The sequence below is a fragment of the Pedobacter sp. GW460-11-11-14-TSB4 genome, assembly GCF_059423705.1.
The window spans coordinates 30,413-52,019 of the sequence record NZ_JBWKYI010000034.1 but is presented as its reverse complement, the minus strand read 5'-3'; the positions used below and the strand labels follow the sequence as shown (position 1 = coordinate 52,019).

The 21,607-nt window shown below is 38.2% G+C and carries 22 protein-coding genes; 15 read left to right on the top strand and 7 right to left on the bottom strand.

The window, feature by feature from the left end; genetic code table 11:
* From AC07YT_RS22475 to AC07YT_RS22435, 9 genes are all read left to right on the top strand, one after another.
* Positions 1 to 250: type II toxin-antitoxin system RelE/ParE family toxin (locus tag AC07YT_RS22475; protein WP_494945538.1), on the top strand; the 250-nt coding region annotated here is incomplete at its 5' end.
* Between the two features lie 119 nt (positions 251 to 369).
* Complete coding sequence (locus AC07YT_RS22470) at positions 370 to 813, top strand: SPOR domain-containing protein (RefSeq protein ID WP_086548933.1); 444 nt, start codon at positions 370 to 372, stop codon at positions 811 to 813.
* Entirely contained in the window at positions 800 to 1,984 is a 1,185-nt protein-coding gene (locus AC07YT_RS22465; protein WP_086548934.1) for a M20 metallopeptidase family protein, read from the top strand. Before AC07YT_RS22470 ends, AC07YT_RS22465 begins: the two co-directional genes overlap by 14 nt.
* Positions 1,985 to 2,103: 119 nt before the next feature.
* Entirely contained in the window at positions 2,104 to 3,045 is a 942-nt protein-coding gene (locus AC07YT_RS22460) for a hypothetical protein (protein ID WP_086548935.1), read from the top strand.
* Positions 3,046 to 3,299: 254 nt separating this feature from the next.
* Entirely contained in the window at positions 3,300 to 4,868 is a 1,569-nt protein-coding gene (locus tag AC07YT_RS22455; protein ID WP_086548936.1) for a serine hydrolase, read from the top strand.
* A gap of 17 nt (positions 4,869 to 4,885) precedes the next feature.
* Complete coding sequence (locus AC07YT_RS22450) at positions 4,886 to 5,545, top strand: SGNH/GDSL hydrolase family protein (protein ID WP_086548937.1); 660 nt, start codon at positions 4,886 to 4,888, stop codon at positions 5,543 to 5,545.
* Between the two features lie 124 nt (positions 5,546 to 5,669).
* Positions 5,670 to 7,649 carry a DNA primase gene (dnaG, locus tag AC07YT_RS22445; protein ID WP_086548938.1) on the top strand — a complete coding sequence of 660 codons (1,980 nt, stop codon included), beginning with the start codon at positions 5,670 to 5,672 and terminating at the stop codon, positions 7,647 to 7,649.
* A gap of 289 nt (positions 7,650 to 7,938) precedes the next feature.
* Positions 7,939 to 8,304: a YraN family protein gene (locus AC07YT_RS22440; RefSeq protein WP_086548939.1), complete on the top strand. Its 366-nt coding sequence runs from the start codon at positions 7,939 to 7,941 to the stop codon at positions 8,302 to 8,304.
* A complete protein-coding gene (locus tag AC07YT_RS22435; RefSeq protein WP_086548940.1) occupies positions 8,282 to 9,364 on the top strand; it encodes a glutaminyl-peptide cyclotransferase in 1,083 nt (360 codons plus the stop codon). Before AC07YT_RS22440 ends, AC07YT_RS22435 begins: the two co-directional genes overlap by 23 nt.
* Positions 9,365 to 9,453: 89 nt before the next feature.
* Here AC07YT_RS22435 and AC07YT_RS22430 read toward each other — a convergent pair whose 3' ends face one another.
* The 3 genes from AC07YT_RS22430 to AC07YT_RS22420 form a co-directional block, all read right to left on the bottom strand.
* Complete coding sequence (locus AC07YT_RS22430) at positions 9,454 to 9,984, bottom strand: DUF4251 domain-containing protein (protein ID WP_086548941.1); 531 nt, start codon at positions 9,982 to 9,984, stop codon at positions 9,454 to 9,456.
* 97 nt (positions 9,985 to 10,081) lie between these two features.
* Positions 10,082 to 10,714, bottom strand: coding sequence for a prealbumin-like fold domain-containing protein (locus tag AC07YT_RS22425; RefSeq protein WP_086548942.1), 633 nt, complete (start codon positions 10,712 to 10,714; stop codon positions 10,082 to 10,084).
* 88 nt (positions 10,715 to 10,802) lie between these two features.
* Complete coding sequence (locus AC07YT_RS22420) at positions 10,803 to 11,144, bottom strand: TfoX/Sxy family protein (RefSeq protein ID WP_086548943.1); 342 nt, start codon at positions 11,142 to 11,144, stop codon at positions 10,803 to 10,805.
* Between the two features lie 122 nt (positions 11,145 to 11,266).
* On the opposite strand from AC07YT_RS22420, the gene rnhB reads away from it, so the two are divergent.
* The 4 genes from rnhB to AC07YT_RS22400 all read left to right on the top strand — a co-directional run bounded on the left by rnhB (position 11,267) and on the right by AC07YT_RS22400 (position 15,234).
* Complete coding sequence (gene rnhB, locus AC07YT_RS22415) at positions 11,267 to 11,875, top strand: ribonuclease HII (protein ID WP_086548944.1); 609 nt, start codon at positions 11,267 to 11,269, stop codon at positions 11,873 to 11,875.
* A gap of 22 nt (positions 11,876 to 11,897) precedes the next feature.
* Complete coding sequence (locus AC07YT_RS22410; RefSeq protein WP_086548945.1) at positions 11,898 to 13,100, top strand: glycosyltransferase family 4 protein; 1,203 nt, start codon at positions 11,898 to 11,900, stop codon at positions 13,098 to 13,100.
* A 255-nt stretch (positions 13,101 to 13,355) separates the two neighbouring features.
* Positions 13,356 to 14,435, top strand: coding sequence for a glycine cleavage system aminomethyltransferase GcvT (gene gcvT, locus AC07YT_RS22405; RefSeq protein WP_086548946.1), 1,080 nt, complete (start codon positions 13,356 to 13,358; stop codon positions 14,433 to 14,435).
* A gap of 82 nt (positions 14,436 to 14,517) precedes the next feature.
* Positions 14,518 to 15,234, top strand: a complete 717-nt coding sequence (locus tag AC07YT_RS22400; RefSeq protein WP_086548947.1) for a 2-phosphosulfolactate phosphatase — start codon at positions 14,518 to 14,520, stop codon at positions 15,232 to 15,234.
* Here the strand turns inward: AC07YT_RS22400 and AC07YT_RS22395 are convergent.
* From AC07YT_RS22395 to gldB, 4 genes are all read right to left on the bottom strand, one after another.
* Positions 15,231 to 16,070 carry an omptin family outer membrane protease gene (locus AC07YT_RS22395; RefSeq protein WP_494945537.1) on the bottom strand — a complete coding sequence of 280 codons (840 nt, stop codon included), beginning with the start codon at positions 16,068 to 16,070 and terminating at the stop codon, positions 15,231 to 15,233. The two genes, AC07YT_RS22400 and AC07YT_RS22395, sit on opposite strands and share 4 nt — an antisense overlap.
* 152 nt (positions 16,071 to 16,222) lie before the next feature.
* A complete protein-coding gene (locus tag AC07YT_RS22390) occupies positions 16,223 to 17,017 on the bottom strand; it encodes a M12 family metallopeptidase (RefSeq protein WP_086548949.1) in 795 nt (264 codons plus the stop codon).
* 315 nt (positions 17,018 to 17,332) lie between these two features.
* Positions 17,333 to 18,103 carry a patatin-like phospholipase family protein gene (locus tag AC07YT_RS22385; protein ID WP_086548950.1) on the bottom strand — a complete coding sequence of 257 codons (771 nt, stop codon included), beginning with the start codon at positions 18,101 to 18,103 and terminating at the stop codon, positions 17,333 to 17,335.
* A 66-nt stretch (positions 18,104 to 18,169) separates the two neighbouring features.
* On the bottom strand, positions 18,170 to 19,204 hold the full coding sequence (gldB, locus tag AC07YT_RS22380) for a gliding motility lipoprotein GldB (protein ID WP_086548951.1): 1,035 nt from the start codon (positions 19,202 to 19,204) through the stop codon (positions 18,170 to 18,172).
* Between the two features lie 30 nt (positions 19,205 to 19,234).
* On the opposite strand from gldB, the gene AC07YT_RS22375 reads away from it, so the two are divergent.
* Positions 19,235 to 19,918 carry a porin family protein gene (locus AC07YT_RS22375; protein ID WP_086548952.1) on the top strand — a complete coding sequence of 228 codons (684 nt, stop codon included), beginning with the start codon at positions 19,235 to 19,237 and terminating at the stop codon, positions 19,916 to 19,918.
* A gap of 48 nt (positions 19,919 to 19,966) precedes the next feature.
* Positions 19,967 to 21,607, top strand: coding sequence for an NAD+ synthase (locus AC07YT_RS22370; protein ID WP_086548953.1), 1,641 nt, complete (start codon positions 19,967 to 19,969; stop codon positions 21,605 to 21,607).

Sequence of the window (21,607 nt, the reverse complement as noted above, 5' to 3'; positions counted from 1 at the left end):
ATTTTATGCCAATAGAAATGGGAATAAAAAATATTCTGCTAAACTTTATAAAAGGTTTAATAAAGAAATCAAACTCGTAATTAAGAATCCGAACTTAGGGATTCAGTCCTCAGATCCAAATATTAGGGGTTTGATTATTTTTGATTTTATTATATTTTATGAGGTTAGTGACACTCAAATCATTATTCACACCATTTGGCAAACACATCAAAACCCAGATAAATTAATTGTTGAAATACCTGCACGCTAAACTATTTGCTTAACCCATAAAGAATGCCGATTTTTGCAACGATTTCGGCATTCTTGTTGTTAAGAAGAAAGGAGATGATATTTTATTCATCTGCTCACTAAATGCCGGGGTTTTTACACATGAAAATAATATTAACTTTTATAAGCTGTTTGTTCCTTTTTACTACTGCTTTTGCACAAAAAGGAGAGGTAACGGTTATAAAAGATCCTTTAATCGATAGTTTAATTGCTAAACGTTTGGAAGTTTATAAAACTTCTGGCGAGGTAAAACCCGGAAAACCGATTGTTTCGGCTTATGGTTACCGCGTACAAATTTTTTATGGCTCAGACCGGCGCGAAGTTTTTAGCGAACAAGCCAGGTTTAAAGGTCTTTATCCTAAATTAAACACCTATCTCGTTTATAAAGAACCCAACTATTATGTGCGCGTGGGCGATTTTAGGACACGGCTGGAAGCACAACGCCTCATCAATGAGCTCAGACCAAATTTCCCGACATTGTTTATTTTTAGGGAGAAAATTAATGCACCAAGTTTAGATACCACCACAAGTAATGATCAAAAATAAAATCCAAGAACTGGCCAGCAACATTTTTAATGATGTAGTAGGCTATCGTCAACATATCCATGCCAATCCCGAATTATCTTTCAAAGAATTCGAAACTTCATTGTTCATCAAGGATAAATTAAAAAAATGGGGCATTGAATATACCGACTGTGCCAATACTGGTGTGGTAGGTTTAATTAAAGGTAACCTGCCCTCCGATCAGGTAATTGCCTTACGTGCGGATATGGATGCTTTACCGATCCATGAAACCAATGATAAACCTTATCGTTCTAAAAACCATGGCGTAATGCATGCCTGCGGCCATGATGTGCATACCTCTTCGCTTTTAGGAACAGCACATATTTTAAATCAGCTAAAAGATGAATTTGGAGGGACAATTAAACTGATCTTCCAGCCAGCCGAAGAATTGTTGCCGGGCGGAGCGAGTATCATGATTAAAGAAGGTGTATTGGAGAATCCAAAGCCTAATGCTATCGTTGGTCAGCATGTAATGCCATTAATTGATGCTGGTAAAGTAGGTTTCCGTTCAGGTATTTACATGGCCTCAACCGATGAGTTATATGTTACTGTAACCGGAAAAGGCGGTCATGGTGCACAACCTCACCAAAATATCGATCCGGTTTTAATCGCATCACATATTATTGTTGCGCTGCAGCAAATTGTTAGCCGTAATGCCGATCCACGTTTACCATCCGTTCTATCTTTCGGTAAGGTAATTGCCAACGGGGCGACCAATGTAATTCCAAACGAGGTAAAAATCGAAGGTACATTTAGAACCCTGGATGAAAACTGGAGAGATGAAGCACACAAACGCATGAAAAAAATGGCCGAAGGAATGGCTGAAAGCATGGGTGGAAGTTGCGATTTTGATATCCACAGAGGTTATCCGTTTTTAATCAATGAAGAAAAACTAACCGCAAACGCGAGGGCTTTCGCCGAAGATTTTTTAGGCAAAGAAAATGTGGTTGATTTAGATATCTGGATGGCTGCCGAAGATTTTTCTTTCTACTCGCAGGTAACAGATGCCTGTTTTTATCGTTTAGGTACTGGGAATGCAGCAAAAGATACGCAATATTCGGTACATACCCCACGATTTGATATTGATGAAGATGCTTTGAAAATATCCACAGGATTAATGGCTTATATTGCTTTAAAACAACTAGGGAATTAATGATGTAAGGTGGAGGATGTAAGATGGACAACGGCGTTAAATCGTCCATGAGAGACATCTTACATAACACATTTTCCATTATCCATCGTCTATTTTCCATTTTACCTATTCCATTTTCCATGAAAAAAGTACTTTTTCTTTTACTGTTAATATCGCTCTTTAATAAAGGTTTTGCTCAGGAAATCAACCGTTTTAATCCTGATACCATTAAAACCATTACGCTCGATTCGGCAGTAAATATTAAGGCCGAAAAGTTGAATGTCGAAACTTTCATCAGAAAGGTCATGTACGATACTTCTTTTTATCAGTCGTTTAGGGATATGAAACGTTATACTTTTATCGCTGAAAACAGGATTTATAGTTATGACAAAAAGAATAAGGTGGATGGAAAAATTTACCGCAAAATCCGCCACAACAACAGCGGACCTTATAAAATGGAATACCTGGTAAAGCAGGATACCGGTAAGATTTATAAGAAAAACGGTAAATACCAGTTATATACGGTAGAAATGTTCGATTACATTTTTATGAATGCTTACAATACTGACTTTGTACCGAATGCACCAAAACCTGACGGAAAAGGTGGAACAAACGAAAGTTATAAAGACAAACTGAAAACATTAATCTTCAATCCCGGTCGTCCGGTAAAAGTTCCTTTCATCGGTAGTAAAACCGAAATATTTTCGGCCAATATGCGCCAGTATTACGATTATGGTTTCACCAGTGGCACTTATCTCGATTCTATTCCGGTGTATCGATTCAAGGTTTCAGTTAAGCCTGACCTAAGTAGCTGGACAAAAGATGGTATCATGATCAAAGAGCTGGTGACCATTTTCGATAAACGGAATTTTAACATTCTGGGCCGTTATGTCGACATGAAATACAGCAATATGCTGTTCGATTTTGATGTACAAATGAATATAGAAATGGGCTATTTCGGAGAGGATAAATTACCAACCAAAATTACTTACCAGGGTAACTGGGATTATCCTTTCAAAAAAGAAGAAAGGGCAAGTTTTTTAATCGTACATAAAGATTATAAACTCGAAAAGGGCAAATAAGGATTTGAGGCAAGCGGTCGTCATCCTGACCTTTAGCGCAGCGGAAAGCTACGCAGTATATTTATTCAGGATCTATTTTGCATGAAGATGCTGACCACGTAGTAGCTACAAGGCAATTGAAAACACTATTCTACTTGTAAAATGAATTCAGCATGACGATCGCGTTGGGATGAGGGGATGAAAATTAATCATTGAGAATAAATATTAATCGAATTCAGGTTATTATCTTTAAACGATTATTTAAACCGATCAATATGCAACTCTTTTCTTCCTTGAAATTTAAAATATCATTTACTTTAGTATTGTTTACGGGTATTCATGTGCATGCACAGGTATTGTCGTCGAAGCAAATCGATAGTGTGGTAGAAAAAACGCTGAGCACCTTTAACGTTCCAGGGATTGCAGTTTCTGTAATTAAAGACGGTAAAATTATCCACTTAAAGGGTTATGGATTAAGCTCTATTAAAACCAATAAAAAAGTTGATGAGCATACCCTTTTTGGTGTGGCATCAAACACGAAGGCTTTCACCGCTGCTGCTTTGGGGATGCTGGTTGATGAAAAGAAAATTACCTGGGACACAAAAGTTACCGATGTAATTCCGGAGTTTAAAATGTACGATGCCTACGTAACCAGCGAATTTACCATCCGCGATCTGCTTACACATCGCAGTGGCCTGGGTTTGGGCGCTGGCGATTTAATGATCTGGCCGGATTCGTCAACTGTAGATAAAAAACAGCTGATCCATAACCTCCGTTATTTAAAACCAGTTTCTTCTTTCCGCACCAAATATGATTACGATAACCTGATGTACATTGTTGCTGGAGAGGTGGTAGCAAGAGTTTCAGGGATTACTTATGAAGATTTTATTGAGAGCAGGATTATTAAACCATTAGGTATGACCAAAACGGCAGCTTCTTGGTACCGCTTAAAAGACAAATCGAATGTGATTGATGGCCATGCACCATATCAGGGCAAACTGCTGCCTGTAGGGTTAAGTTTTGGAGAAATCGCAAATGCCGCTGGCGGGATTTACTCGAACGTTACCGATATGAGCAAATGGGTGATGGCCATGATTAATGGTGGTAAGTATGGCGAAACATTGGATAAGAAATTATTCAGTCCTGCTGTAGCAAGAGAACTTTGGACTCCGCAAACCATTATCGCTGGAGGTAATCCGGCTGCTTTCAGTAGTTATGGTTTAGGTTGGTTTTTAAGTAATGTGAATGGCAATTTCCAGGCGACACATACTGGTGGGTTATCTGGAATTGTAACACAGGTAACCATTCTTCCCGAAATGAAATTGGGCATTATTGTATTAACCAATCAACAATCGGGTGCGGCATTTAATTCGATCACGAATTCGATTAAGGATGGCTACCTGGGTATTAAAGGACAGGATCGGATTAAAACCTATAACGATAACAGACTTAAAAACGAAAAACAGGCTGACGAAATGGTGAGCAAAGTTTGGAATGATATTGCAGCACAGCAAAAACTGTCGGTCGCAAAGCCAGATGCTAAAAATTATTATGGCACTTTTCATGATGCCTGGTTTGGCGATGTAAGCATTAGCGAGGTGAATGGCAAGATGCATTTTCAGGCAAAAAATGCCCCCAAATTAAAAGGTGATATGACTTACTATAAGGGCAACACCTTTATTGTAAAATGGTATGATAGAAGTTTAGATGCCGATGCTTTTGTTAATTTTAGTCTAGATAACAATGCTTTGGCAGATGGGTTTAAAATAGAAGCCATTTCGCCATTAACCGATTTTAGTTTCGATTTTCAGGACCTGGATTTTAAAAGAACCGATAAAAAATAATACTAATCAATTATACAATGAAAACATTATTTAAAACGAGTATTTTACTAAGCTTTTGCTTACTTGCATTAACATCAATGACATTTAAACCAAAACGGATTATCTTCTTTGGCGATTCGATTACCCAACAGGGCCTTTCTAAAAATGGGTATGTAACCCTGATCAAAAAATCGCTTGATTCTACCAAATACGATGTAATCGGGGCTGGGATAGGCGGCAACAAAGTTTACGATTTATACCTGCGTTTAGAGGATGATGTATTAAATAAGAAGCCTGATTTAGTGGTAATTTATGTCGGTATTAATGATGTCTGGCATAAACAATCATCCCATACCGGAACCGATTACGATAAATATTTAAAGTTTTACCAGGCTTTAATCAATAAAATTCAGGGTGTGGGCAGTAAGGTGGTATTGGTTACCCCATCGGTTGTTGGGGAGAAAAAAGATGGTACCAATGAGTTGGATGCCGATTTAAATAAATATGCAGAAGGGATAAGAACATTAGCCGCAAAAAATAATCTTCCTGTATGCGATTTGAGGAAAATTTTTGCAGAATACGAAGCGAAAAATAATCCCGAAGATAAAGAAAAAGGCATTTTAACCGTTGATAGAGTACACTTAAACGAAACAGGTAATAAATTGGTTGCTGATCAGTTATTGCCTTTGGTAAAATAGTAGGTTTTAAACCGCAGAGTACGCAAAGTATTCCACAAAGAACACAAAGAAATTTTCTCTGTGTTCTTTGTGTTTTTTCTCTGTTATCTTTGTGGTTAAATAAGAAGGAAAGAGCTGTGCGTATATGATCAACCGCGAAACGATAGATAAGATAATGGATACCGCCCGTATTGAGGAGGTAGTTGGGGATTTTGTGCACTTAAAAAAACGCGGAACCAGTTTAATTGGTAATTGCCCTTTTCATGGCGAAAAAACCCCTTCCTTTCACGTATCCGTAACTAAAGGCATTTACAAGTGTTTTGGTTGTGGTAAAGGAGGCGATTCAGTGCGCTTTATCATGGATCATGAAAAATATTCATATCCGGAAGCACTTAAATTTTTAGCCAATAAATACAATATAGAAGTTGAGGAAGCCGAATTAAGCCCTCAGGATGCCGAAGCACAGAGTGCCAAAGAAAGCCTTTATGTGGTTTCGCAGTATGCCGCTGCATTTTTTGTAAAACAGCTCTGGGAAACCGACGAAGGCCGGGGAATAGGCCTGAGCTATTTTAAAGAACGTGGTTTTAGAGAAGATATCCTGAAGAAATTCGAGGTAGGTTATTCTCCCGATGTGTGGGATGCCATGACCCAGAGCGCAACTAACGCCGGCCATAAATTAGAGTTTTTAGAAGCTACCGGATTATCGATCAAAAACGATAACGGAAAAATTTATGATCGCTTTCGGGGTCGGGTAATGTTTCCGATCCATAACTTTACGGGCAGGATTATTGGTTTTGGTGGTAGAACGCTAAAAACAGATAAAAACGTTCCGAAATATGTAAACTCGCCTGAAAGTGAAATTTATCATAAGTCGAATGTACTTTATGGCTTATTTCATGCTAAAAAAGCCATCCGCGATTTGGATAACTGTTACTTGGCAGAAGGTTACGCCGATGTGCTTTCGGTACATCAGGCCGGAATAGAAAACGTGGTGGCCTCTTCGGGTACTTCGCTAACGGTAGAGCAAATTAAACTGATCGGGCGTTTTACCCAGAACATTACCATTTTATTTGATGGCGATGCTGCGGGGATTAAAGCCTCACTTCGTGGTTTGGATATGATTTTGGAAGAAGGCCTGAACGTGAAAATCGTTTCCTTTCCCGATGGCCACGATCCCGATTCTTATATGCACCATGTTGGGGCAGGCGCTTTTAAAACTTATCTCGAACAGAACAGAAAAGATTTTATTCTGTATAAGGCGAATGTGCTGCTTAAAGATGCAGGGAATGATCCGATTAAAAGAGCAGGTATTATCCGCGATATTGTAGAAAGTATTGCCAAAATTCCTGATCCCATTAAGGCTTCTGTTTTTATCCGTGAGTGTAGCAGCTTACTTGAAATCGATGAGCATATTTTACTGAGCGAACTCAATAAAATGCGTTCGGCTAAGCTTAAGAAAAGTTTTGATAATAATCAGCGGGCAAATCCATCAGCAAGTCCGAAACCCTATTCTTCTGGTCCGCCGGAGCCGCTTGGTCCACCCGACGATTTATGGGATGATAGCGCAGGCCCGATGGGTCACGAGGCACCTGTAGAAGAAAATGAACATCAGGAAAAGGAAATTGTACGTTTGTTACTGGCTTTCGGGCACGAATTTGTAAACTGGGATAAAATTGATGATATGTACATCGGTTCATTCATCATGCAGAACCTGAGTGATGTAGAATTTGATGATCCACTTTGTAAAAGAATTATCGATTATTATAAATCAGAAATCGACAACGGCAGATTACCTACATCGAACCATTTTGTTAAACATGAGGATAGGGATATTGCCGATCTGGCCATTACACTTTCAACCTCAGAGTATGCTTTAAGTGAAAACTGGTTAAATAAACACCTTATTTATGTGAAGGATGAATCGATGAATTTAAAAGCCACTATTTTAGGCGGTATTTTTCACCTTAAAAAACGTAAAGTCGAAAAGATATTGATGAACCTGTTGAAAGAGATAAAGGAAGAAAAGAACGAGGATAACCAAATGATTTTAATGCAGCGTTATGGCGTAATTAAAGGTGTGGAAAGGGAAATTTCTAAGTTTCTGGGTTCTGTAATTGTTAAATAATGACGGAATAATTAGTAGCAAGTAATGATCGCTTATCTTTAAGTAATTTTACTTCATACGTTACTATAGTATCGTCACCCTGACCTGTAGCGCAGTGGAAAGCTACGAAGTAAATTTATTTCAGGGTCTTAATAGTATGAAAGATGCTGACCACGAAGTAGCTATTAGACCATTAAAAAACAATAGAAATGGCTAATAAAATAAATTCAGCATGACGATCGACCTAAATAAGAAGCTAAAAGCAATCATTGTAGTAAAATATTAATCAAACTCCAATATTTAATCACTCATGGCATTTCACAATGATTTAGGTAAAGAAGGAGAAAATATTGCAAAGCATTATCTGGTGGATAAAGGTTATGAGATCTTAGATGAAAACTGGACCTATGGCAAAGCGGAGGTGGATTTGATTGTTTATAAAAATGGCATCATGGTTTTCGTAGAAGTTAAATCACGTAGCTCGGTTGCTTTTGGCGAACCTGAAGAATTTGTGCACAAAGCCAAGCAAATTCAGATGGAATTAGCCGCTAATGCTTATATTGAAATAATGAACCATCAAAACGATATCCGTTTTGATATTATTGCCATTACATTTACAAAGAATAAAAATTATAATTTAAACCATATAGAAGATGCGTTTTGGCCTGAAGATTAACCCCATTAAAAATTTCCTGTTTATCGGAATTGCACTTGCATTGGTAAGTTCCTGTAAAGACAGTTCTACCACAACATACCGTAGCTTTCTTTCTCCAATGATTGGCCTCAATGTGCCCTCAGGAAGCGAATTTGATGTGAAAGTACAGTTTGGAGCTGAACAAAAAGTAGACTCTGTCGTTTACCTGATCAATACACTTAAAGTGGCTTCAAAAGCAGATACTTCTGCCATCAAACTTAAAACCGCAGGTTTAAAATTGGGTAATCACCTGTTGACGGCCAAAATATTTGGCGCCGGAAAGTCGGAAGATTTAACTTCGAATATTAATGTATTGGCTGCCCAGGCGCCTGTTGAATATACTTACAAAGTGATTAAAACCTTACCTCACGATACCTCTTCGTATGTAGAAGGTTTAGAATATCATGATGGCTTTTTCTATGAAAGTGCCGGCGATTATGGCCACTCCAGCTTGCGTAAAGTAGATCCTTCAACTGGTAAAATCCTTCAGAAAACAGATTTGGATAAACAGTATTTTGGCGAAGGCATAACGGTAATCGGCAACAAGATTATTCAATTAACTTACCGCGAGAAAGTTGGTTTTGTATATGATAAAGCAAGCTTTAAAAAACTATCCGAATTTTCGTACACCACTGGCAGAGAAGGCTGGGGTCTGGCTTTTGATGGTGAGAAAGTATTGAATACCGATGGCTCGAACACCATCTTTTTCCTGAATAAAGATACCTATCAGAAAATTGGATCAATTGATGTTTTTGATCATAAAGGGCCAATTCAAAATCTGAATGAACTGGAAATTATCGATGGAAAAATTTATGCAAATGTTTATACCACCAACGAGATCCTGATTATTAATCCAGCAACTGGTGCTGTGGAAAGCAAGATTGATTTATCGGGATTGTTGCCTGCAGATTATTTTAAAACTGACGATGCAAAGGCCAATAATGTGTTAAACGGTATCGCCTACGATAAAGCAACCAAAAGACTTTTTGTTGCCGGTAAAAAATGGCCACATATTTTTCAGATTGAGTTGATTAAGAAATAATTTAATTTTCGATATGTCACATTGAGCTTGTCGAAATGCCTTACTATGAATTTAAGTAAGTCCTTCGACAGGCTCAGGATGACAAACTTCTAATCCTGTTTCTTTGGCTCATCTAAATAACCATTAAAAATAATGGGTTGTTTATTCATGCTGCTTGCCGTTAATGAGGCATACCCATTGGTTGAAATGTTTATCGTAAACCGATAATTTTCTCTTTTCACATCCTTTGTATTAATCTGGATTGTGTACGATCCTTTTTTATTCTTCGATTCCGTATAGGTAAAATCTTTTGAAGTAAATTTAATACCACCCTGTGTAGGATCCATCGGGGCAGAGAAAGATCTGCCATAATAAGGCAGATAAGCAACAATACTGTCTTTGGTAACCCTAACATCGTATTGCGAACCCGATAGGTTGATAGAAGAACCACCCTGACTACCCGGCATCATGGCCAATACTCTGCTAATGTCGTTGTTCGACATCGGCAGGGCAGTGTTAGCAACAAAAGTATAATTTTTATCTGCTACAATTTTTACTGTAGTTTCCTTATTGGTTTGGGCAAAAGATTGAAATCCAAGCGAAAGAAGTGCTAGACTCAATATTAAATTTAAACGTTTCATAATGTGTGTTTTAAATGTGTAACAATTTAAAGATGCACAGAATTGAAAGATTCCATAATAGTGCCAGAAAATGGAAGGTAGCGTAAATTTAACGTTTTTAGTTTTTATATAAAGGGTTTACCTTTTCCGAATAACTCGATTTGTATAAAGGATTACTTTTTTCTGTTGCAGAAGCACCTAAAGCGGTGAATTTATACGTACCCACAGCAAGGTTATTAAGTTCTATCTCACCATTTTCGTTCGTGATTAGCGTAATTAAACTTCCTCCAGGATTTTTGCCACCTTTCACAATTATGCCACCAATTGGTGATCCCGCTACCCGCGATTTGGGATTAGTAGCAGGTACTGAAATGATAAATTTATAATTCCCTGCGCTGGCGTTGTTAAATTCGATTTCCCCATTCTGATTCGTCACTAGTGTAATGGTATGGTCTCCAGGGTTTTTGCCGCCTTTCACTACAATACCGCCTATTGGTTGCCCCGCCACAAAACTGACTTCACCCGTGGCTACATCTAGTTTGCCTTTAATAGACTTCATGAGACAAGGGAAATGCGATTCAGGATAATTTAATTTACAGTAATCACAATAATGTCCTTCCGGTGCCTGAACCCTTAATGGTTGCGTATTTGTTTCCTTAGTTTCTGTTGATGTACTGGTTCTTTTAACCTGAGCTTGAATGGTAAATGAAATGCATAGCAGACATACTGCTATAAAAGCCCGTTTTTTCATAATATTTGATTAGTAAGATAAAATTAATCAAAAAATATGGCTCTTGCTAGTTTTTGAAGAGGGATGAGGCAATAACTTTTTTGTGTGATCATTTCTTTTTAGATGCCTTGGCAAAGGGGTTGAAGGCCAGGGCAAGCTTAACCCAGAAATCGAGTTCATCATTCCGGCCCAAAACATCTTCTGATACAGAGATATAACCCTTCATTGGTCTGTCGCCCATAATCATCTGCTGCCAGCCATCTTTATGTGATAGGCTTTCTAAACTATTTGGATCGAGCCGTACCATTAAGCTATTCTTAGAAACACCAAGGCACATTTTGCCATTAACCATAAAAACAAGTCCGCTGAACATTAGTTTTTCTTCTACATCGGCTATATGCATCAACCGTTCGGCCACGCGAAGGGCTAAGGTTTCATTATATGCTCTCATAATTCAGTTGTATGGTCTGTTGAAACAAATTTGATTCCTTTTGATTTAGTCGTGTTCAAAACTAAATTACATCTTTATCAACCAATTTTCAATAATCTGACGTTATTCTTTAAATTTGCAACATGTTGTTAAACTGCTATCAGGAAGAATTATTAGAGGCCGGATGTGATGAAGCTGGAAGAGGTTGCCTCGCTGGTCCTGTTTTTGCTGCGGCGGTTATTTTACCAAAAGGTTTTGTACTGGAAGGACTAAACGATTCGAAACAGCTATCTCACGAGCAAAGGGCTTTACTGAGGCCCATTATAGAGCAGGAGGCTTTGGCCTGGGCGGTTGCTTCTTGCGATCATGAAGAGATAGACCGGATCAACATTTTAAATGCTTCTTTTCTGGCCATGCACCGGGCGATCGAAAGATTGCATACCCAGCCACAATACCTGGTCATTGATGGCAACCGTTTCAAAACCTATCCGCAAATTCCACATAGCTGCATTATTAAGGGCGATGGTAAATATTTAAATATCGCTGCAGCCTCTATATTGGCAAAAACGCACCGGGATGAATACATGACCAACCTGCATCTCGATTTTCCGCATTACAACTGGCAACAGAATAAAGGATACCCAACCATTGCACACCGTAAAGCCGTAATCGAAATGGGCCTATCGCCTTTTCACCGCAAAACTTTTAATGTGAGCGATCCTCAGTTAGAACTGTTTTCAAAAAACGCCTAAAATTTCGTATTTTCACAACATCGTGAAAATTCTGTTGATTACTAAGCGGGTTCCCTTTCCGCCAAATAGTGGTTATCCCATTGTGGTTTATAATACCATAAAAGGTTTACTGCAACTTGGTGCAGATATTACTTTGTTTAGCCTCAACCCCACAAAAGGACGGATTGATATCGAAGATATATACGATCCTATTTTTGAACAGATTAAATACCACACCTACGATTTAGATACCGATGTAAATGTGTGGTCGGCATTTTTTAATATTTTCACCAACGAATCCTATAATGTTTCCAGGTACTATAGCGAAGATGCTGCGCGGCAGTTAGAAAATCTCCTGCGCGAAAATGTGTTTGATATCATCCAGTTTGAAGGACTCTTTGTCGTGCCTTATCTGGATGTGGTTAAGGCAAATAGCAATGCAAAGCTGATTTACCGGGCGCATAACATAGAGTTTACTTTGTGGGAACGTCTTTCTCATTCAGAAAAGTTTCTCATTCGGCGCAAATACCTAGCTTTTTTAGCCCAACGGCTTAAAGCGTATGAAACGGATCAGATTAACCGTTTTCACCAGATTTTTGCCATTTCCGAGCCCGACCGCCAAAGTATATTGAGGTTTGGCTGCGAAATTCCAATGTCGGTTTTTCCTGTTGCCATCGATCTGGAAAAATATAAGGTAGATAAAACCAAAACCAGTTTCCCTACACTTTTTCATTTGGGTGCGATGGATTGGCGACCAAATCAGGAAGGATTAGAATGGTTTTTGGATGATATCTGGCCCGATATTGAAAAACTGAATAAAGACCTGCGTTTTTATATTGCGGGGAAAAACATGCAGAAACATTTCTTCGAATACGATTCTGAAAACCTGATTGTAGAAGGAGAGGTTTTCGATGCCGTAGAATTTATGAATTCGAAGGCGATTATGATTGTTCCTTTAATTTCGGGTACCGGCATGCGGGTGAAAATTATTGAAGGCATGGCCATGAAAAAATGCATTATTGCTACAACTACCGCTGCAGAGGGCATTAATTGCCGGCATGGGCACGATATTTTAATTGCTGATTCTGCAGATGAATTCTATCGCTCCATTTTACAATGCATCATCAACCCTAAGCGTTGGGTAGAGATAGGAGAGAACGCCCGTAAAACGGTCGAAACCGACCACGGCGTGCATTTAATTTCCAGTAAAATGCTGAAGATTTACGAAGAATTGGTGAGCGCGTAAGTATATAAGAGTTGACAACTTTTCTATGCACTTGGAAAGAAAAATTGTCAACGCTGGAAATCTCTTAAATAGATGCTGAAGCAAGTTCAGCATGACGATTACGATAAGCAGTCTTCTAAAAAACTCCTTAAAATTAACCTCAAAATTTTGTCTTTTTCTTAGTAGTTTTGCCCCACGAAGAATAAAGATGAAATCATCATATTAAGGATTAATAAATTACAATCGCTTCATTATCATAAAATATAAAATTTACGGATGAAAAACACCGCATTAACAGAAAAACACATCGCTTTAGGCGCTAAAATGGTTCCATTTGCAGGTTACAATATGCCTGTTACTTACGAAGGTATTAACGCCGAACATGCAACTGTTCGTAATGGTGTAGGTGTTTTTGATGTAAGCCACATGGGCGAATTTATTCTTAAAGGTGAAAATGCATTAGATCTTATTCAACGTGTAACCAGTAATGATGCTGCTAAATTATATGATGGAAAAGTTCAGTACTCTTGTTTGCCGAACAAAGATGGTGGTATTGTAGACGATCTTTTGGTTTACAAAATAGACGATAAAACCTATATGTTAGTGGTAAATGCTTCTAACATAGAAAAAGACTGGAACTGGATTCAACAATTCAACTCGAAAGATGTTGAAATGCACAATATTTCTGATCAAACTTCGCTTTTAGCCATTCAGGGACCAAAAGCAGCAGATGCTTTACAAACATTAACTGATGTTGATTTGGCATCAATGGAGTATTATACTTTCGTTAAAGGTACCTTCGCTGGTGTTGATAACGTAGTGATTTCTGCAACGGGTTATACCGGAGCTGGTGGTTTCGAGATTTATTTCGAAAACCAATATGCTGATCAAATTTGGGATGCGATTTTTAAAGCAGGTGCACCATACAACATTCAGCCAATTGGCTTAGGTGCCCGCGATACTTTGCGTTTAGAAATGGGTTTCTGTTTATATGGAAATGATATTGATGATAGCACTTCACCTATAGAAGCTGGTTTAGGCTGGATTACAAAATTTTCTAAATCTTTTACCAATTCAGAAGCATTATTGGCACAAAAAGAAGCTGGTATTCAAAAGAAACTGGTTGGTTTCGAAATGATCGATCGTGGTATTCCGCGTCATGATTATGAAATTGCTGATGCCGAAGGAAATATCATTGGTAAAGTAACTTCTGGTACCCAGGCACCTTCATTGCAAAAAGCAATTGGTATGGGCTACATCGCAAAAGATTTCACTAAAGAAGGAACTGAAGTTTTTATTTTAATCCGCAATACGCCAATTAAGGCTAAAGTGGTTAAGTTTCCTTTTTATAAATAAGGCTTGGGGTTTAAGGTTTAAGGCGGAGGGCAGATCCTTATAACCTTAAACCTTTTGCCCTTCACCTTTCACCTCCCTTTACATGTCAAAAAAAATAGAAGTTTGTTTAACTCCGGCCTTAATCGACTTGTACGATATAGAACAGAGTATTGTGGTCGTGATCGACATTTTAAGAGCCACTTCATCTATTACTTACGGGATAGATAATGGCGCTGAAGCGATTATTCCTGTAGCTAATGTGGAAGATTGTTTAGCTTATCGCGATAGCGGATTTTTATTGGCAGCAGAACGAAATGGAGAAGTGGTAGCGGGATACGATTTCGGCAATTCGCCATTCTCTTACACCCATGAGAAAGTAAACGGAAAAACGGTTGTTTTAACTACAACCAATGGCACCAAAGCCTTACATTTGGCACAAAAAAGAGCCTATCAGGTTGTAATTGGATCTTTCCTGAATTTAGATTTTCTTTGCGAATATTTGAAAAGCCAGGATAAAAATGTGCTTTTGCTCTGTGCGGGATGGAAAGATCAGTTTAATTTAGAAGATACCCTTTTTGCTGGTGCAGTGGTGAATAACCTGCGTCAAAATTTCGAACATTTTGATGATTCCAGTGTGGCTGCAGAAGATTTGTATGCCTTAGCTAAATCAGATTTAAGGAAATACCTTCACAAATCATCACATAGCCATCGCCTGGCGCAGTTGAATATAGAAGAAGATGTTGTTTTCTGTTTGCAGCTCAATCTTTGCAAAACCATTCCGGTATTGGAAGGCGAACGCTTAGTGGCCTTAAGAAGCTAAAAGCTAAAATTTAAGCCTAGTAATATGGCGTTTTTTCTAAAATTTGCACCATTAAATTGAGTTTCCTCAGTTGGCCGGCTATTAAAATAGGCTTTATCTACGCCAGCGTACGTGTTGATGTTATTGATCTTGTAGTTAAGTCCTAACCGTAAACTTTTGTTTAATGGTACAGCCAGATTAATATCACCACTTAATGCAAAGGAATTTGCCTTATGCGTAAAGCTTACAGGTTTTGCAAAATCGGGTATTAAATTCCAGTTGGCTTTTGCCGAATAAGTATAAAAACCACCTAAAACCGTGGCGCCCACACTAAATTTCTGCGTTTTAAGAACAAATTCTGCTCCGAAATCGAAACCTTTATATCGTGCTTCATAAGTAGAGTTTAAACCTTTGCTTTCAGGGTTATTTGCACTTTCTAACAGGTGAAATTTTTGCTGCTGGTAGGAGAGCCCGGCAATTGGATTAATGTTAAATTGCCCAAACTTTAATAGTTGGTAACTGAGCTGTAAATCGGCATTGTATAAATAACCTTTATTTGCGTTGAGCAGGTCAAAATAAAATGCACTTTGCCGGTTATCGTCTGCGTAATCGGTATCTTCTGCTTCACCCTTAGTTATGTTGCTGTATTGGTTGGCGGCTTTAATACTGAGCCGGTCGGTGATATGGTATTTGATGTCTAATCCATAACTCGGTCCTTTAATGTTTTTCCAGATCAGTTCTGATAATACATTCGGACTGGTTCCGGCAGCATTACCGGCAATAGACCAATCAAATTTAGATTGCTGAATACCAAAATAAGGTTTTAACTCCCATTTAGGAGATGGGTTTTGCGCCAATGCACTTATGTAAAATAGAAGGAGGGTTAAACAGGTTAAAAATGGTTTGACAAATGAAATCCGCAAAGCAATCAGCATATCTATTTTTTATTTTATAGCAGAAAAATACACATAATGGCTAATATTACCACTATGTGTAATTATTTTATTTTCTAAAATGGATATACTGAAGCAATAAATGATTTATCAGTAGGTGATAATACGGTATTCCATCCCACTTCGAAATCGCCGATGGTTAATTCATTCGGAACTGAATAGTGCATGATGGAATATTTATCATAAGCACTATAATTGGTTTGTGTAGTACTGTATTTTGCAAATAAATTATTGTCTACATCTGCCTGGGTCCAATAATTTGGCGCTGCAGCATAATAAGCGTAAACAGCAGGTTTATCCCAGGGAATGGCCACTAATGGGTGTTGGTGCTCATGGATTAATCCTAAGGCATGACCGAATTCGTGGATTACCACGCGACTATATTCCGAATCTGCTGTACTTGAGGTTAACCAACCGTAGTTCATGGTTGCACCAGTACTAGGTGTTGATTTTCCAATATATGACCAAGATCCATCTCCACTCACAAAACTTACCCTGATTTTGGCTGTATTGTCGTTTGTTACAAAGTTGAATTTGATGTTTGCATATTGTTCCCATGCTTTCGCATATTGGATAACTTTGGCCCTGATAGCTGCCGTGCTTCCATTTAAACTCACTTTAATTGTGGCTCCCGGAGTCCATTTTGTTGATTTTAGAACGGCGCCCCTAGGGGTAGTACCATCTAAAGATCTTTCGGTACAGATCTGGATATTACCAAGCGGATTAACAGCAGTTGTTTCTGGTTTTTCTAAATCTGCTGTTTCTGTTGGTCTTTCTTTTTTACAAGCGAATAATACTGTGGTTAGCGCAAGGGCTGTTAATAGGGTTTTATTTGATTTTAAAAATTTCATGTTTTAGGTTTTTTTAGGTAAAAAAATTAATGATCTGTTTTTACTGAAAATCAAGTTAGAAAATGGTAAAAACAGGAATTCTTCTTCTTTGGAAAAGAATAATTAGGTTGAAAAACATAGATAGACTTTTAGGTTTATTCCTTCGTATTTGCGAAGTATAATCCTAAAGTAAAATATTAATATGTTACCACCAAGAGAATTGTAATATTTTTATTGCATAAGTGTATGTTTTACACTATATTTTTGATGAATATTTTCTATTTATGTGTAGTTGTAGAATTACATTTTTGAAAGCCCTATTATTTGGAGTAGCTTTTACTTTTTAATTAATTCAGAAATTGTCGGACTGTTTTTAATGGTAATCAGGGCTTCTTCGTGTGCCAGCCAATAAATATCTTCAGCACGTTTCATATCGAACGTACTAATGGCGCCTAATCCTTTTGGTTCGATTAACACATTACAGAATTTTGCTTTTCTTTCCATATCATGGTTGATAGACATTATACCTGCACGCCCCATTAAATTGGTAATACCTGTAATTTTATCAACCGGCTTAAGGTGGTTACAAGACGAGCCGATAATAAAATCGCATTCATCCATCAAAGGTTCAACCGGAAAATTATTTAAAATACCGCCATCCACATACATCTGCCCATCAATCATAATGGGTTTAAAAATGCCGGGAATACAGCTGGAGGCATGAATAGCCCTGATAAGCGGTCCTTTTGTAAAATAAACCAACCGGCCTTCGCTAAAGTTTACGGCAGCAATGGTTAAAGGTATTTTAAGCTTCTCAATCGAATCTTCAGGAAAATATTCCTTTAAAATTAAAGCGGTATTCTCAATATTAATTAAGCCTAAAGAACCTACTGCCGGGCGTACAAAGCGCCAGAGTTTTGTTTTAAGGAAAATATTTAATCCTTCTTCGGGATCTATACCAGCAGCAAAAAAGGCTCCGGCTATTGCTCCTGCACTTGTTCCGCTAATGTGACTAAAGGTAATCCCCAAATTGCTAAAGGCCTTTAAAACGCCTAAATGTGCTATTCCCCTAATGCCTCCGCCTGATAATACAATGCCAACTTTCATTCTTTTGGGTTAATGGTTTGAATTGGTTAATCGGTTAACTGTAAACTGATCACTGCCAACCGAAAACTATTTCTGTTGTTTCGGTTTATACTTCGATTGATTTAAAATTTTCTGCGCATCGTTATCTGCCATTAACTGTTGCAAAGTAACATCAGGATGCGATTTCATATATTTTTTAACAATTTGCCAACCCATCCATACACCCAATTTTGGTGCCGAATCTCTGTTTTCACCTAAACCCGGGGTAAAAGGTCCTTCAGATAAAAACACCTGGATTTTTTGGTAATCAGTTTCATACAGGTAATTGTTCTCCAAAAAATATGCCCAAATATCTCCTTCGAAATTTTGTGCCCATTCTAATTGCTGTTGAGTATATCCGATTTTGGTAGAATCGCTTAAGTTTTCGGGCAAAACCTGATCAAGAAAGTATAAAACCTTTCCCTGGAAGATCATTTTAGATAACAGGGTTCTATTGTCGTCAGGCTCTGCAAAAAGTTCCTCGTGGGCGTAGGTTTCGGCTACGCGTGGCACAATATATTCAGGTGCAAACCTCCTCGAAAGGTATAAGGGTACACTTTGAACAATAGCCCTATAAAATTTGCTGTCTTTACCCAGAAACATGTCCAGGCCAATACCCAAGTAGTTATCGCCCACTGGCATTTGGTAAGCAAAACCTGAAGCAAATGAAATAAATTTTGGAACCTTCGCTTTCGGGTAATAGTACTTAATGTATTTGAAAGTTTCGGTCAATCCCTCTTCCTGTGACTTTAAGTTTGGAAAAACACTATCTACCTCTTTGCTCAAATCGGTATAGGCTTGGTCGTGGTATAAATTGGTCAACGATTCGGTATTCGAATATTTACTGTCTAGAATCTGGTGGATAAAATCGTAATAAAACATGCCATACTTTGAAGCAAGCTGTTTATCTACCTCAATTACATTTTTGTTTTTCCCTGCAAACAGCTCGTTATCAAATCTTTCGATTTTGATGTTTAGCTGTATATTACTTACATCGGGCCTGTTGTTTTGCCTGCAGGAAATAAATGTGATGGCAAAAAGAAAAATTAGATAAATTTGCCAGTGTTTTACGTTATACATCATGTACAACAAATATATATAAACACCTATAGCATGAAAAGAATATCAACCATTTTAATTTTGTCTGTTTTAAGTTTTGGCGCATGGGCGCAAAACTCACCTTTAACCAGTTATGGCTTTAGATTAGGTTTAACCGCTACCCCAACTTTTGGCTGGATTAAACCTGAGCAGGGAAAAACAGATGGAATAGCTTTGGGCTTTTCTTACGGATTAATGGGCGATTTTAATTTTGCCCCGAATTATAGTTTTTCTACTGCCTTAACGGTTACCACTATAAACGGTAAGAGTACAGAGGTAGATCCTTCAAACATTATGCGGCCTACGCCTAATGCGGGTGGTACGGCGGTGCCGGTAGCTTACGATTTGAAATATAAACTTCAATACCTGGAGCTGCCTTTAACGGTCAAACTAAAAACGATAAAAGAAGACGGTAAACGCTGGTATGGCCAGTTTGGTTTATCCAATTCGTTTCTTTTAGGCGCAAAGCAGGATGCTGTTGGAGCGGGCGTTAAACTAAGCAATGAGAAGATTAACGATTACACCAAATTTTACCGCGCCGGATTAATTATCGGTGGAGGTGGCGAATTTGATATTTCGAACAATACCAGCATTGTGGCCGGTTTAACTTTTAATAACGGTTTCACAAATATTGTAACTGATAAAGCCAGAGATGTTAGAAATCATTATTTGGCGCTTAATTTCGGCGTATTCTTTTAATCTGGATATTTGTCCTGATACCTTTACTTACTACTTGATACATTAACCATGAAAATAGCGCTAGCACAACTCAATTACCATATCGGAAACTTCGAAACCAACACAAAAAAAATAACCGAAAATATTCAATTGGCGAAAGATAAAGGTGCTGATTTGGTAGTTTTTGCCGAACTGGCTATCTGTGGTTATCCGCCAAGAGATTTTTTGGAGTTTGATGAGTTTATTGTATTGTGCGAAAGCGCTGTACAGGAAATTGCCAGACATTGTACCGATATTGCTTGTATTGTTGGCCTCCCAATTAAAAACGAGGTATTACAAGGAAAAGATTTGTTTAATGCAGCCTATTTTATCGAAGGGGGAAAAGTTAAAGCAGTGGTTAAAAAAGCACTGTTGCCAACTTACGATGTATTTGATGAATACCGCTATTTCGAACCCGCCACACAGTTTAATTGTATCGATTTTAAGGGTAAAAAAATTGCACTAACCATTTGTGAAGACCTGTGGAATATCAACGATAATCCACTGTATGTATCTAACCCGATGGATGAGTTGATTAAGGAGCAGCCGGATGTGATGATTAACATTGCGGCATCCCCATTCTCTTATACCCATGATGATGAACGGATTAAGGTGTTGGGCGATAATGCAAAGAAATATAATTTGCCGGTATTTTACGTAAACCAGGTTGGTGCACAGACCGAGATTATTTTTGATGGTGGCTCTTTGGTTTTCGATGCTGATGGAGCTGTGAAAGCAGAAATGAAGTATTTTGAAGAAGACCTTCAGGTTTTTGATCTGGAAGAGGTTGAAAATGTGCGCAACAAATATCCCCAATCTGAAAGATTAACCGATATTGAGCAGATTCACGATGCGTTAATTTTAGGTATAAAAGATTATTTCAGGAAATCTGGTTTCAGTAAAGCCGTTTTAGGACTGTCTGGTGGAATTGATTCGGCTGTAGTTTGCGCCCTGGCTTGTCGCGCGTTAGGCCCGGAGAATGTAATGGCCGTTTTAATGCCTTCTAAATTTTCTTCCGACCATTCGGTTCAGGATGCTTTAGATTTGGTTAATAACATTGGTTGCATGCACGAAATTGTGCCCATTAAAGAAGTTGCCGAAGCTTTTGATCATATATTGGCGCCGGCTTTTAAAGGGCTGCCTTTCAACCTAGCCGAAGAGAATATCCAGGCCCGTATCCGTGGCATTATTAATATGGCCATGAGTAATAAGTTCGGTTATATTTTATTAAATACCTCGAACAAAAGTGAGTGCGCAGTGGGTTATGGTACCTTGTACGGCGATATGTGCGGCGCCATTGGGGTAATTGGCGATGTGTATAAAATGCAGGTTTTTGAGCTGGCGAGGTACATTAATAAAGAAAGGGAAATTATCCCGATCAATACCATTGTTAAACCACCATCAGCAGAGTTAAGGCCTGATCAAAAAGATTCTGATTCCTTACCTGAATATGAAATTCTCGATAAAATATTATATCAGCACATCGAAAAGAAACAGGGCTCGAAAGCCATTATTGCTCAGGGTTTTGACGAGGCATTGGTACTGCGGATTTTGAAAATGGTTAATGTTGCAGAATTTAAACGTTATCAAACACCACCTATTTTAAGGGTATCGCCGAAAGCTTTTGGTATGGGCAGAAGAATGCCGATTGTAGGGAAATATATGGCGTAG

Bases quoted from the DNA above. Each gene is read 5' to 3' on its own strand.
- gcvT (WP_086548946.1), top strand. From the start codon at position 13,356: ATGAAAAACACCGCATTAACAGAAAAACACATCGCTTTAGGCGCTAAA.
- AC07YT_RS22440 (WP_086548939.1), top strand. From the start codon at position 7,939: ATGGCATTTCACAATGATTTAGGTAAAGAAGGAGAAAATATTGCAAAG.
- AC07YT_RS22370 (WP_086548953.1), top strand. From the start codon at position 19,967: ATGAAAATAGCGCTAGCACAACTCAATTACCATATCGGAAACTTCGAA.
- AC07YT_RS22455 (WP_086548936.1), top strand. From the start codon at position 3,300: ATGCAACTCTTTTCTTCCTTGAAATTTAAAATATCATTTACTTTAGTA.
- AC07YT_RS22435 (WP_086548940.1), top strand. From the start codon at position 8,282: ATGCGTTTTGGCCTGAAGATTAACCCCATTAAAAATTTCCTGTTTATC.
- AC07YT_RS22450 (WP_086548937.1), top strand. From the start codon at position 4,886: ATGAAAACATTATTTAAAACGAGTATTTTACTAAGCTTTTGCTTACTT.
- AC07YT_RS22425 (WP_086548942.1), bottom strand. From the start codon at position 10,714: ATGAAAAAACGGGCTTTTATAGCAGTATGTCTGCTATGCATTTCATTT.
- dnaG (WP_086548938.1), top strand. From the start codon at position 5,670: ATGATCAACCGCGAAACGATAGATAAGATAATGGATACCGCCCGTATT.
- gldB (WP_086548951.1), bottom strand. From the start codon at position 19,204: ATGATGTATAACGTAAAACACTGGCAAATTTATCTAATTTTTCTTTTT.
- AC07YT_RS22470 (WP_086548933.1), top strand. From the start codon at position 370: ATGAAAATAATATTAACTTTTATAAGCTGTTTGTTCCTTTTTACTACT.
- rnhB (WP_086548944.1), top strand. From the start codon at position 11,267: ATGTTGTTAAACTGCTATCAGGAAGAATTATTAGAGGCCGGATGTGAT.
- AC07YT_RS22460 (WP_086548935.1), top strand. From the start codon at position 2,104: ATGAAAAAAGTACTTTTTCTTTTACTGTTAATATCGCTCTTTAATAAA.
- AC07YT_RS22465 (WP_086548934.1), top strand. From the start codon at position 800: ATGATCAAAAATAAAATCCAAGAACTGGCCAGCAACATTTTTAATGAT.
- AC07YT_RS22390 (WP_086548949.1), bottom strand. From the start codon at position 17,017: ATGAAATTTTTAAAATCAAATAAAACCCTATTAACAGCCCTTGCGCTA.
- AC07YT_RS22430 (WP_086548941.1), bottom strand. From the start codon at position 9,984: ATGAAACGTTTAAATTTAATATTGAGTCTAGCACTTCTTTCGCTTGGA.
- AC07YT_RS22385 (WP_086548950.1), bottom strand. From the start codon at position 18,103: ATGAAAGTTGGCATTGTATTATCAGGCGGAGGCATTAGGGGAATAGCA.
- AC07YT_RS22420 (WP_086548943.1), bottom strand. From the start codon at position 11,144: ATGAGAGCATATAATGAAACCTTAGCCCTTCGCGTGGCCGAACGGTTG.
- AC07YT_RS22400 (WP_086548947.1), top strand. From the start codon at position 14,518: ATGTCAAAAAAAATAGAAGTTTGTTTAACTCCGGCCTTAATCGACTTG.
- AC07YT_RS22375 (WP_086548952.1), top strand. From the start codon at position 19,235: ATGAAAAGAATATCAACCATTTTAATTTTGTCTGTTTTAAGTTTTGGC.